This window comes from Alcanivorax borkumensis SK2, from assembly GCF_000009365.1.
GTDB lineage: Bacteria > Pseudomonadota > Gammaproteobacteria > Pseudomonadales > Alcanivoracaceae > Alcanivorax > Alcanivorax borkumensis.
Genome location: NC_008260.1, coordinates 1,113,182 through 1,125,613, shown reverse-complemented (window position 1 = coordinate 1,125,613; position 12,432 = coordinate 1,113,182). Strand labels below are relative to the sequence as shown.

The window sequence follows — 12,432 nt, the reverse complement described above, 5'->3', positions numbered from 1 at the left end:
AATTGCCGACTTAGCGGAATCGCAGTACGTTATCGATGGCGGAATCATTGCGGCAGTTCTGGCAGCGGTTAGCGTTGCAATCAGACACCCCCGGCTTGAACTGATTGGGAACTTCCACACGAATCACTCGCTTACCACAGGGAGCCCCCTCCGCGCCTATAGGCACCTGGCAGGTCGGGCTTTCATAATGGGATAGCCAAGCACGATAATGATCCTCGGTGACTAGGCATTTGCGCGCCGCAAAGGCAGTGGGATTCTCCATGTAACCGGCCACCTGATCGGCTGCAATGGAGATATGCCCGGCACCAGGATGAAACGCAATAAAACTCAACCCCAGCTCTTCAAGCTTCTCCAGCGTCTTCTGTGCTCCGCTGTTGGCATCTTTCAGCTTGTTGCGTTTCTGCTCAGAAATTTCCTCGCGAAGCTGGCCGATAAGATCATCACGGGTCAGCACATCCATTTCCAGCGAGTGTAGCTGCTCTGACATCTTCGCCCGCTCCTCTTCCAGGCGCTGCTCCAACGCCAGCTTGTACTGCTCAGTCAGCACCTCCATCTCACTACCCTGATGCTCACTGCGCCGGTTCTGCTCTTCCAAACTTTGGTTGAGGGATAATAATTGCCCCTTCAAGGAATCATTCTGCTCTCGCAATGCTCCATTCTGCGATTTGATTGCCTTGAACTGCCCCATTACCTTTTCCAACTGAGCAATAAGAATTTCTTCTTTTTGCTGGGCCGCATAGCGCACCTTAGCCGCGTCTTCTGACTGGGTGTTTTCCAGGGTTTGCACCCGCAGGCGCAGCTCCTTGATAATGCGAGCCAGCCTTACCCGTTCTTGATCCGCCTTCTTCTCGACATCCTTTCTCTCCAGGCCGACCGTCGGTGCAGACGCCCCAATCACAATAGGCACAGCCTCCATTTCATCATCCATTACCAGGCCCATTTTCGGGCCACGCTCTCGGATGGAGTCACGGATAACAATAAAATCGTTGGCGCCGGGCTTCATGCCAGGGTCCCACATTTGATCCTGGTGCCAGGCCACCGGGCATTGGCTACGGCAGGCAAGACGAATCGGTCCAGCCCCCATGTCGGGCCCTTGACCCGCATGCTCCGCCAAATGCCGTAACGGCACATTCCAGGTGGTATCGGCCATGCCATCCTCATCAAAATCGATGGTAAATAACACTACAGAGCGAACCCGTAACTGACCGTTGACCAAACAATAAGCGCATCGCACCTCTTTATCTGCAAATTCCGGCATCCCCACCATGCCATCGAGAATGGCTTCAAAATCGGCGTAGAGCATGCTTTTGGAAATACCCCGGTGGTCAAAAAACAGAATTGCTTCCGAGGTAACAGAGGATGCTGCCATGCTGTCTGTCCTTCTTATGAAGTTATTTATTGTTGGTTGGCACAAGCACACCGACCAAGGTGCGTCATTCACAATCTGACACCCGCCGTCACACTGCAGTCAATTATAGTCAGGCACTATCAAAAGAGTGTGACCTGAATGGCAGTTAAAAAAAAGCGTCAACGCCAGGCTTCCCCATCAAGCCTGAAGACCTTTTACGGCCACAACAATAGCTTGCGGCAACGAACCCAAACAGAAGCGTATCAGGATAACTTTGCGACAGAAAAGGCAGGAACCTCCTCCAGACACAAGAAGCTGAAAGGATAAAACAAAGCATTACAGGGATAAGCGGCGGGGAAGTGAGTACGAAGCAGTAACAAGTAAGAATCAAAGAGCACGAACGGCATTATACATAGACAAACGGTCGAGGATTACAGCTCCTCACCGTCGTCCACCCAGCCATCATCTTCAAGGCACTCTTCCAAGCTTTCCATTAACAGCCTTTGTTCTATGCGTTCTTCCAAATAATCATCCATTGCCTTTTCTTCCTTACCATTTCATTTGTTGTCCAAATGATTAGACAGAAGAAAAGTGACAAGTTCATGAAAGAAAACGCCAGGCAGGAAAAATCTGGATGTAAAGAATCACGAAGGGAGGGACGCTTACTCAAAGGTAAAAGCGACAGTATTACATCAGGCCCCAGAACCCGATGCCACGAAACTAGCAGACACAAAAAAGGCCCTCCATAAGGAGAGCCTTTCTTGCTGAATAGTGGCGGAGCGGACGGGACTCGAACCCGCGACCCCCGGCGTGACAGGCCGGTATTCTAACCAACTGAACTACCGCTCCACTTATCCCTTACGGAATTCTTTCACTTACAAAATATGGTGGGTGATGACGGGATCGAACCGCCGACCCTCTGCTTGTAAGGCAGATGCTCTCCCAGCTGAGCTAATCACCCTTGTTCGCGCTGCGAAGTGGGCGCCATTCTATGGATTGGGCCGAGAGTGTCAACGGCTTTTTTCAGAAAATTGATCGTTTGCCTAGAAAATGGTCGATATGTCTAAAACTTGGGCAAAATGAGAGGGATTAGCATCAAATATCAAAATTCGCGCCACAAACCACAACACAGCTTAGTAGCTTGAAGATTGGAGCTGGACGCTGTCACCCAGCTTCTAGTGCCTCAATCTTCGCTTTAGCCTCTGCCAGGCTGAACTGACCCGGCAGTAACTGTCCATTGGGCTTGGCAAGTAAGTAGTGATGCACATCCAGCGCCCAAGTCTGTCGGTTCAACTCCCCCTCCTCAATAATGGAGTAACCTGTTTTCCCCCAGGCTATCGCGTTACCAATCATCTCTCCGCCTCACCAATCACACGGGCAAGTATAATATCGGCCAAATCATCCAGACTCAGCGGCCCCTCGCGGTCAAACCAATTTGGCGCCCAACCGGTCATCCCTGTCAGCAAACGCCGCATAATGAAGGGATCAGTGGTAAAAACCCCCTCTTTATGTAGGCGTGTTAGCACATCCAGCCACAGTTGCTCGTAGATACCGCGCAACTTTAGTGCCCTGGCTTGCTTATCCTCACTCAGGCAGCGCCACTCGGTGACCATCACCGTCATTGCCTCGGCAGTATCGCCCACAATGGACTGTAACTCCGCTCGGATCAGCGCTCGCAATTGCTCCTGCCCCGTGCTGTGGGCGACCACCGCCTGACGCAAACGCTCAGTATTGAAGTGGATTACCTCTTCCATCACGGCATAGAGGATATCCTCTTTGGTTTTAAAGTGATGAAAAATAGAGCCGCTCTGGATCCCAACTGATGCCGCAATATCGCGGACAGTGGTACGGTCGAACCCCTTATCCCGAAACAGATGCGCCGCCGCGCTGAGCAACCGCCCACGAGGAGAATCATCAATTCCATGAATTGCCATTAAACCAGCCATTGCTTACCCCTATCATTAACGCACACATTATCCCGCTTACGCGCGGGGGGCAGCAAGGCAGGAGCAGGAGAACGTGAAACATTAAAAAACGCAGCCCTGAAATCAGGCAGACACGCTCCCATCCTCAGAGAGTGAATCGCGGCGCATGAAGTCAATGCCTGGCAGCCAACCCAGACCATGATTCAACTTTTCACTTCCAACTGCTGTTCTCGTCCTTTACAAACCAAGCGCTTGCTTGGTAGCTTACGAGACCATGAATTCACACGCAAATGGAGCCACCATGACAAAGCCTGTTCGCATCGGCTGTGCCGCCGGATTCTGGGGCGATACCAACAGTGCTGCTTTCCAGCTCGTCCACCAAACCGAGTTGGATTATTTGGTGTTCGATTATCTCGCTGAGGTTACTCTGTCGATCATGGCCGGGGCACGGATGAAAGATCCCAATGCCGGCTATGCCCATGACTTTGTCACTAACGTGATGACCCCCCTAGCAAAAGACATCAAGGCAAAAAACATCAAGGTTGTCAGCAATGCTGGCGGAGTAAACCCGCGCGCCTGTCGGGATGCCTTGGAAAAAGCCTTTGCTGCTGCTGGCGTGGAAATGAAAATCGCCCTAGTAGAAGGAGACGACCTAAACAGCCGCCGCAACGATTTTGCGGCTGTCACCGAACTGGATAGTGGTGCTCCCCTGCCCCCCATGACAGTCACCATGAACGCCTACCTGGGCGCTCTGCCCATCAAGGCGGCGCTTGACGCCGGTGCCGACATTGTACTCACCGGGCGCATTGCCGACTCCGCCGTCGTACTGGGCCCGCTGATGCACGAGTTCAACTGGTCCACCGAGGATTACGACAAACTGGCCCAGGGCTCCCTTGCCGGCCACGTGATTGAGTGTGGCGCGCAATGTACCGGTGGCAATTTCACCGACTGGCGTGAAGTCCCTGACTTCCACAACATGGGCTTTCCGGTGGCCGAGTGCCATGAGGATGGGCACTTTGTGATTACCAAGCCTGCGGACACCGGAGGGCTTGTCACCTGCGCCACCGTCGGCGAACAAATTGTTTACGAAATTGGCGACCCTCGCGCCTATTTACTGCCCGACGTGGTCTGCGATTTTACCCAAGTAAAACTGGAGCAGGTCGGCGAACACCGGGTTAGCGTCTCTGGCGCCTTGGGCCGCCCGCCCACCGACAGCTACAAAGTGTCCGCCACCTACCCCGATGGCAACCGCATTACGGCCTCATTTTTAATGGGCGGCATTGATGCTCCAGAAAAAGGCCAGGTCGTCGCCGATGCCATTCTTAAGAAAGTGGCCGGCCTGTTTGAAAAACAAGGTATGGCCCCGTTCCGCGACACCAATGTGGAAATACTTGGCAGTGAAACGACCTATGGTGCCAACGCCCGGCGTGCCGACACCCGTGAAGTGGTGGTAAAAATTGCCGCTCTGCACGATGACAAGAAAGCCCTTGGCCTGTTTGCCCGGGAAATAGCCCAAGCAGCCACTGGCATGGCTCCTGGTCTATCCGGCCTAGTCGGTGGTCGCCCAAAACCATTCCCCCGCATCCGTCTGTTCTCCACTTTGGTGGATAAGAATGCGGTCACCGCAAGCATTGATCTGGATGGCAAATCCCACCCCGTGGACATTCCCACAGGCCAGATCTTTGACGCCAGCGCTCTACCAAAGGATAGCGATTATGGTACCGCTAGCGGCGACATCACCGTGCCGTTGATCAAATTAGCTTGGGCCCGTAGCGGCGACAAGGGCAATCACGCCAATATCGGAGTGATTGCCCGCAAAGCGGAATACCTGCCCTACCTGAACGCCGCCCTCAGCGAACAGGCGGTCGGTCATTACATGCAACACGTACTTGACCCGGACACAGGCAGCGTTCATCGCTGGTCCATGCCCGGCATGAATGCCTTCAACTTCCTGTTGAAAAATGCCTTGGGCGGGGGAGGTATCGCGTCGCTGCGTATTGATCCGCAAGGTAAAGCATTTGCCCAACAGTTACTGGATATGCCTATCCCCGTCAGCCAGACCATCGCCGACGCAGTGAGCAAGTAATTTTGATTGTAGCGCGCTGCCTGCAGCCAATGCAGGTTAGCGCCTTTAGGATTTCAAGGATTAGATAATGTCATACCGTTCTGTTTTTAGAGAAAACCTGTTCGCCGGCCAAAACATCATTGTTACCGGCGGCGGCTCCGGCATTGGCCGCTGTACCGCCCATGAACTGGCCGCACTCGGCGCTCGAGTCGTGCTGATCGGTCGCAAGCAGGAAAAACTCGATGCGGTGGCGGCGGAAATTGCCGAAGACGGCGGACAAGCGCTGGGGTTTTCTTGCGATATCCGTGATGAAGAGGCAGTCAAAGCCACCGTGGCCGAGGTCTACAAAGCCGTAGACGTGGTCCACGGTCTGGTCAACAACGCCGGGGGCCAATTCCCTTCACCTCTGGCTATGATCAGCCAAAAAGGCTGGGAAGCCGTGGTGCGCACCAACCTCACTGGCGGCTTTCTGATGGCCCGGGAAGTGTTTCTTCAGGGCATGAATAAAAACGGTGGTGCCATCGTTAATATCGTCGCCGACATGTGGGGCGGCATGCCGGGCATGGGGCACTCCGGCGCCGCCCGCGCCGGCATGGTTAACTTCACCCAAACATCCGCCTATGAATGGGGTAGCTGCGGTGTGCGCGTCAATGCAGTCGCTCCTGGCTGGATCATGTCCAGTGGCATGGACACCTACCCTGAAGGCTTCAAGGCAACGCTTAAGACCTTACGCGCCGCCGTACCCCTTCAACGCATGGGCAATGAAGCGGAAGTTTCCGGCGCGATTTGCTTTTTACTCAGCGACGCAGCTGCCTTCATCAGTGGCGACACCCTACGTATTGATGGCGCTGCCAGCCAGGGCAACGTGGCGATCTTCCCACTGCCCGCCCACGACAAAAGCAAACCGTTCGATGGTTTCCACCGCGCCACCACCCCGGACGTTTTCAAGGATCTCTAATGGCCACTCTCGACAGCGCAATTGACCCCAACAGCGAAGAATACCGCCAAAACCGTGAGGCTCTGCTTGCGGCGATAGAAGAGTTCCGCGCCATCGAACAGGCCGTAGTCGATACCGCGGAAAGCAAACGGGCAAAATTTGAAAAACGCGGCCAACTGCTTCCTCACGAGCGTATTTCCAGGCTGCTGGACGCCGGCTCTCCGTTTTTGAGCCTTATGAACCTGGCCGGCTACCAAATGCACGATGACAAAGACGGCACCGAAGCAGGCGGCGGCACTATTGCCGGCATCGGCTATGTATCCGGTGTGCGGTGTTTGGTCACGGCATCTAACTCGGCCATCAAGGGCGGCACCATTTCTCCCTCTGGTTTGCACAAAACCCTGCGTCTGCAACGCATCGCCCTGGAGAATAAACTACCGGTGGTAAGCTTGGTGGAATCCGGTGGTGCGAACTTGAATTATGCCGCAGAAGTATTCGTGGATGGCGCCCGCACCTTTGCCAACCAAGCACGCTTGTCCGCCGCGGGTATCCCCCAAATCACCGTGGTTCATGGTAACGCTACCGCCGGTGGCGCCTACCAACCAGGCTTGTCTGATTACGTGGTAGTGGTTCGCGAACGCGCCAAGATGTTCCTGGCCGGCCCGCCACTACTGAAAGCCGCTACCGGAGAGATTGCCACCGACGAAGAACTGGGTGGCGCAGAAATGCATGCGGGTACTGCCGGCACCGCCGAGTACCTAGCGCAATCCGATGCAGACGGTATTAGCCAGGCTCGTGATCTGGTGAAACTACTGGGCTGGCGCCGAGCGGCCGCGGACGTTCCCGAACATGAAGAGCCGAAATTCCCACCCGAAGAACTGCTCGGTGTGGTCCCTTGCGATGCCAAGAAACCCTACGACGTGCGCGAAATCATCGCCCGCATCGTTGATGGATCCCAGTTTTTAGATTTCAAAAACGAATGGGACAGCGCCACCGTCTGCGGTTGGAGCACCATCGAAGGCAAACCCGTGGGCATTATCGGCAACAATGGCCCCATTACGCCCCGTGGCGCAGCCAAGGCCGCCCAGTTTATCCAACTTTGCGACCAAACTCGCCGGCCCTTACTGTTTCTTCACAACACCACAGGCTTCATGGTTGGTACCGATGCAGAACAGAACGGGGTCATAAAAAACGGTTCGAAAATGCTGCAAGCTGTGGCCAATGCCCGAGTACCAAAAATTTCTGTGGTGGTGGGCGGCTCCTACGGCGCCGGCAACTACGCCATGTGTGGCCGCGGGCTAGACCCACGCTTCATCTTTGCTTGGCCCAATTCCAAAGTGGCGGTAATGGGCGGCCAACAAGCCGGCATGGTGTTGCGCATCGTGGCCGAGGGCAAACAACGGGCCAACGGCATTGAGCCCGACCCGAAAGTTCTCGACATGCTGCAACAAAGCACCGCCCAGAAACTCGACAGCCAGTCCACTGCCCTATACGGCACCGCACGCCTCTGGGACGACGGTATTATCGACCCACGCGACACTCGCCGGGTAGTAGCTTATGCACTGGACATCTGCGACGACGCCGAACAGCGCCAGCTCCACCCGAATTCATTCGGTGTGGCAAGACTTTAAAAACAGTTGAAGGTCCAGAGCCGCGACCGAGGGGCTACAGGAATGCAGAGGCCCACCTTTTCCGCACACAAAGTGTGCGGCGCGGCTCCAGTTAAGCAGCCAATCGACATGGCACATTGGCGTTTCAACGTTGAACGTTAAACTCAAACGATAAACATAACGAACACAACAGGGAGCTTCCCATGCAATTCACTCAAGAGCACGAAGAACTTCGCCGTACCGTCCGCAATTTTGTCGACAAAGAACTCAACCCCCATGTTCGCGAATGGGAAGATGCGGGTCGTTTCCCCATTCATGAAGTCTTCAAAAAAATGGGCGACCTGGGGTTGCTCGGGGTGACCAAACCGGAAGAATTTGGCGGCATGGGACTGGACTACTCCTACGGCATGGTAATGAGCGAAGAAATGGGTCGCGTTCATTGCGGCGGTGTCCCGCTTGCAGTCGGCGTGCAAACCGACATGGCCACCCCTGCCATCGCCCGCTTTGGTTCTGATGAGCTACGTCGTAACTATCTGGCACCCGCCATCGCCGGTGACATGGTGGCCTCCATTGCCGTCTCCGAACCCCACGCTGGTTCCGATGTGGCCGCGGTAAAAACCACTGCGGTTAAAGACGGTGACGACTATGTGATCAACGGCACCAAAATGTGGATCACCAATTCGCCCAGCGCGGATTTCTTCTGCCTGCTCGCCAACACCTCCGACGGCAAACCCCACGTCAACAAGTCTTTGATCGTGGTGCCAAAAGACGCAGGCGGCATTACCGTGGACAAACCGCTGAACAAGCTGGGCATGCGTTGCTCGGAAACGGCCCAGGTATTTTTCGATAACGTGCGCGTCCCGCAACGCAACCTGATTGGCCAGGAAGGCATGGGCTTCATGATGCAAATGATGCAGTTCCAAGAAGAGCGCTTGTTTGCCGCAGCCAACAGCCTTAAGGGCATGGAACACGTGATCGATGAAACCATCGCCTACGCCAAGGATCGTAAGATTTTCGGCATGCCGCTGATTGATAACCAGAGCGTGCATTTCCGCCTTGCCGAACTGCAAAGCGAGGTCGAATCTCTGCGTGCCCTTACCTATCGCGCCTGCGAAATGTATGTGAACGGCAAGGATGTATTACAACTTGCGTCCATGGCAAAACTGAAAGTGGGCCGTCTAAGCCGTGAAGTGGCCGACAGCTGCCTGCAGTATTGGGGCGGTAATGGCTTCATGTGGGAAAACCCCGCAGGCCAGCTTTTCCGTGATGGCCGCTTGGGTTCCATCGGCGGCGGCGCCGACGAAATCATGCTCGGCATTATCTGCAAGACCATGGATATCCTGCCCGGCAAAAAGAAGTAACAGCCGGACAGCACCACTCTGATCCGTAGGAGCGTCGCTAGCGGCGTGATTGCGAACGTATCGGGCCATCCCGTCGTTTGGCGCGCTTCTACAAAAAAACGAGGTCAAGCATGAGCCTACCCAGCACTGAAACCTTGCTAACAAACCAGGACGGCCCGGTTCTGCATATCACGCTGAATCGTCCCGACAGCCGTAACGCCATGAGCCTGACCATGGTGAATGAACTCATGGCGGTGTTTGAGAGCGTGGCCAACGACACCAACATTCGCGCCATTGTTCTGCGCGGCACTGGCGGCCACTTCTGTGCCGGTGGAGATATCAAAGATATGGCGGGCGCGCGCCAGCAAGCCGCCAGCGGTGACAACAACGCTTTTCAGACATTAAACCGCCGCTTCGGTGAAATGATTACCCTGGCTAACCGTCAACCGCAGGTAGTGATCACAGTACTTGAAGGCGCCGTACTGGGTGGTGGCTTCGGCTTAGCGTGCATTTCAGACGTTGCCCTTGCCAGTGCGAACGCCACCTTTGGCCTACCTGAGACCGGGCTGGGGGTAATCCCTGCCCAGATTGCCCCCTTTGTGGTGGAACGTATAGGCCTGACCCAAGCGCGCCGTTTGGCGTTGACTGGAGTGCGTTTCAAAGGCGACGAAGCACTGCGACTCGGCATCGTCCATGAAGTGGCAGCTGACAGCGAGGCGTTGACCGCAGCACTGGAGAACACCCTCACGGCCGTTCGCCGCTGTGCACCACGCGCCAATAGGGTGACTAAGGAACTGGTCCTGAACGTGGGCCATATTCCTATGAACACCCTACTAGACCAGGCCGCCACCGACTTCGCCGCTGCCGTCAACAGTGAAGAAGGCCGCGAAGGCACCATGGCGTTCGTACAGAAACGCCCAGCAACCTGGAATCAATGAACATTTGATTTACCACAGGAGGCACAACGTGTTCATAGCGAGCCGTGGGCCGATAACAAGGCTTCGGCATCCCCAAAGCGTGTCCATCTTGGCCGCAACGGGATCAGGTTGTGTTTCTCTGTGAACGCTGTGGTGGAAAGCATCATAACCACCAAGCCCCAATACCGGTAAGGAACTCCCATGAGCTTTGAAAAAATTCTGATTGCCAACCGCGGCGAGATTGCTTGCCGGGTGATAGCCACCGCCCAATCGCTCGGGTATCGCACCGTGGCAGTCTATTCTGAAGCAGATGCAGGCGCCCGACACACGGCCTTGGCCGACGAAGCCGTTTGCATTGGCCCGGCCTTGGCTAGTAGCTCCTATCTGAATATGGATGCCTTATTGGCTGCCTGTAAGCAAACAGGGGCCGATGCAGTACACCCCGGTTACGGCTTCCTCTCCGAAAACGCCGCCTTTTCCAAAGCCTGCAAAGACGCAGGCATTACCTTTATCGGGCCCGATGAAGGGGCCATCCAATTAATGGGTTCCAAACGACTCTCCAAGATTGCCATGCAGGAAGCAGGGGTTCCCTGTATTCCCGGCTATCAGGGAGAAGAACAAAGTGACGAAAGACTGCAACAGGAGGCCGAGCGCATCGGCCTACCACTCATGATCAAAGCCAGTGCCGGCGGCGGTGGTCGTGGCATGCGCGTGGTCACCGATGCGAGCGACATCAGCGCGCAGCTGAAAAGTGCCCGCCAAGAAGCCAAAAGCGCCTTCGGCAGTGACGAACTGATTCTGGAGCGGGCGGTGTTGCAGCCTCGTCATGTGGAAATCCAGGTATTCGGTGATCGTCATGGCAACGTAATCCACCTAGGAGAGCGTGATTGCTCCGTGCAACGTCGCCACCAGAAAGTGGTAGAAGAAGCGCCCTCCCCTGCGGTAGACGAATCCCTGCGTCAGCGTATGGGCGAGGCCGCGGTTCAGGCCGCCAAAGCTTGCCAGTATGTTGGTGCCGGCACGGTGGAGTTCCTGCTTGCTCCGCAAGGGGATTTTTTCTTCTTGGAAATGAATACGCGCCTGCAGGTAGAACACCCGGTCACCGAGCTGGTCACTGGGCTGGATCTTGTAGCGTGGCAGATCAAGGTCGCTCGAGGCGAGGCCCTGCCGCTGACTCAAGATCAGGTACAACTGACCGGGCATGCAATGGAAGTCCGCCTCTACGCCGAAGATCCAGCGCAAAATTACATGCCACAAACGGGGCCGATTCTACGCTGGCAGCCCGCCAGCGGTGACGGTATTCGTGTTGACCACGGTCTAATGGAAGGCACCGAAATTGGCAGCCATTATGACCCTATGTTGGCCAAGATTATTGCCGTGGGTGACAGCCGCGAAGACGCCCGCCGCCGTCTTATTCGTGCCGTGCAAGACACCACCTTGATGGGCGTAAACGATAACCGCGAATTCCTGGCGGCCATCCTTGCTCATCCCGTTTTTGCCCGTGGCGATGCCACCACCGCGTTCATCGGCGAAGACTTTGCCGACGATAGCAGCCTGGCCGGCAGCGCCCCTGACAAAACCCTATGGGCACTGGCCGCACTGCACCACTGCCGTAGTGAAACACCCAGTGACGACTTGCGCGGTTGGCACTCCAGTACGCTGGGCGCTCAACCCGTCGTACTTCGCAGCGGAGAGCATAAGCAAACACTCTATATTCGCTATGAAGGCGAACAAGTCCACGTTACGTTTAGTACCGAGCCTGACATTCTTACCCTGACACCGCTAACGGGTGATCGGATAGCCGTGAACGGCGTAGAAGTGACCGCCAGCGTGCTGCAAGATGGCAATCAATATTGGCTGCAAAGTCAGGGCCGCACGGCCTGTTTCAGTGATGATACCCACACCGCCGCCGACAGCAGCGAACAAGCGGGCTCTGGCCTGATCCGTGCTCCCATGGATGGCGCCATTATCGACATTAGCGTCAAGCCCGGCGATACCGTGAGCAAAGGCCAAGTGTTAGTGATCATGGAAGCAATGAAGATGGAACACAGCCTAAAGGCAGACTGTGACGGCACTATTGAAACACTGGATCTGAGCGTCGGCAATCAAGTAAAACGCCAGCAGTTGTTGGTTACGGTCACGCCAGATGTCGGTTAGTTTAGTAACAATTTGCCGACGGAAAAGGACACTGCATCGTGATCCAATAATTTACACTGGGGTAAGTTGTGCCATAACACCCAACTCATTACCCGAGCATTACCAGCATGCAGGGCGCTTGCCCTGCTCTAAT

General features: G+C 55.4%; 9 protein-coding genes and 2 tRNA genes. 6 read left to right on the top strand and 5 right to left on the bottom strand.

Annotated elements, in window-relative coordinates; translation table 11 throughout:
- Nucleotides 1–10: 10 nt before the first annotated feature.
- From ABO_RS05145 to ABO_RS05125, 5 genes are all read right to left on the bottom strand, one after another.
- Nucleotides 11–1,369: a hypothetical protein gene (locus tag ABO_RS05145; protein WP_011588277.1), complete on the bottom strand. Its 1,359-nt coding sequence runs from the start codon at nucleotides 1,367–1,369 to the stop codon at nucleotides 11–13.
- Nucleotides 1,370–2,120: 751 nt separating this feature from the next.
- Nucleotides 2,121–2,197, bottom strand: a tRNA-Asp gene (locus ABO_RS05140).
- A gap of 36 nt (nucleotides 2,198–2,233) precedes the next feature.
- Nucleotides 2,234–2,309 (bottom strand) — tRNA-Val (locus ABO_RS05135).
- 203 nt (nucleotides 2,310–2,512) lie between these two features.
- On the bottom strand, nucleotides 2,513–2,701 hold the full coding sequence (locus tag ABO_RS05130; RefSeq protein ID WP_035458501.1) for a hypothetical protein: 189 nt from the start codon (nucleotides 2,699–2,701) through the stop codon (nucleotides 2,513–2,515).
- Nucleotides 2,698–3,294 carry a TetR/AcrR family transcriptional regulator gene (locus ABO_RS05125; RefSeq protein ID WP_011588276.1) on the bottom strand — a complete coding sequence of 199 codons (597 nt, stop codon included), beginning with the start codon at nucleotides 3,292–3,294 and terminating at the stop codon, nucleotides 2,698–2,700. The genes ABO_RS05130 and ABO_RS05125 overlap by 4 nt, the downstream gene beginning before the upstream one ends.
- A 280-nt stretch (nucleotides 3,295–3,574) precedes the next feature.
- On the opposite strand from ABO_RS05125, the gene ABO_RS05120 reads away from it, so the two are divergent.
- The 6 genes from ABO_RS05120 (at nucleotide 3,575) to ABO_RS05095 (ending at nucleotide 12,299) form a co-directional block, all read left to right on the top strand.
- Nucleotides 3,575–5,359, top strand: coding sequence for an acyclic terpene utilization AtuA family protein (locus tag ABO_RS05120; RefSeq protein WP_011588275.1), 1,785 nt, complete (start codon nucleotides 3,575–3,577; stop codon nucleotides 5,357–5,359).
- A 67-nt stretch (nucleotides 5,360–5,426) separates the two neighbouring features.
- A complete protein-coding gene (locus ABO_RS05115; RefSeq protein WP_011588274.1) occupies nucleotides 5,427–6,296 on the top strand; it encodes an SDR family oxidoreductase in 870 nt (289 codons plus the stop codon).
- Complete coding sequence (locus ABO_RS05110; RefSeq protein WP_011588273.1) at nucleotides 6,296–7,906, top strand: acyl-CoA carboxylase subunit beta; 1,611 nt, start codon at nucleotides 6,296–6,298, stop codon at nucleotides 7,904–7,906. The genes ABO_RS05115 and ABO_RS05110 overlap by 1 nt, the downstream gene beginning before the upstream one ends.
- Before the next feature lie 182 nt (nucleotides 7,907–8,088).
- Nucleotides 8,089–9,246, top strand: a complete 1,158-nt coding sequence (locus ABO_RS05105) for an acyl-CoA dehydrogenase family protein (protein ID WP_011588272.1) — start codon at nucleotides 8,089–8,091, stop codon at nucleotides 9,244–9,246.
- Nucleotides 9,247–9,356: 110 nt separating this feature from the next.
- Nucleotides 9,357–10,163, top strand: coding sequence for an enoyl-CoA hydratase/isomerase family protein (locus ABO_RS05100; protein WP_041704919.1), 807 nt, complete (start codon nucleotides 9,357–9,359; stop codon nucleotides 10,161–10,163).
- 180 nt (nucleotides 10,164–10,343) lie between these two features.
- Nucleotides 10,344–12,299, top strand: coding sequence for an acetyl/propionyl/methylcrotonyl-CoA carboxylase subunit alpha (locus tag ABO_RS05095; protein WP_011588270.1), 1,956 nt, complete (start codon nucleotides 10,344–10,346; stop codon nucleotides 12,297–12,299).
- Nucleotides 12,300–12,432: the final 133 nt, after the last annotated feature.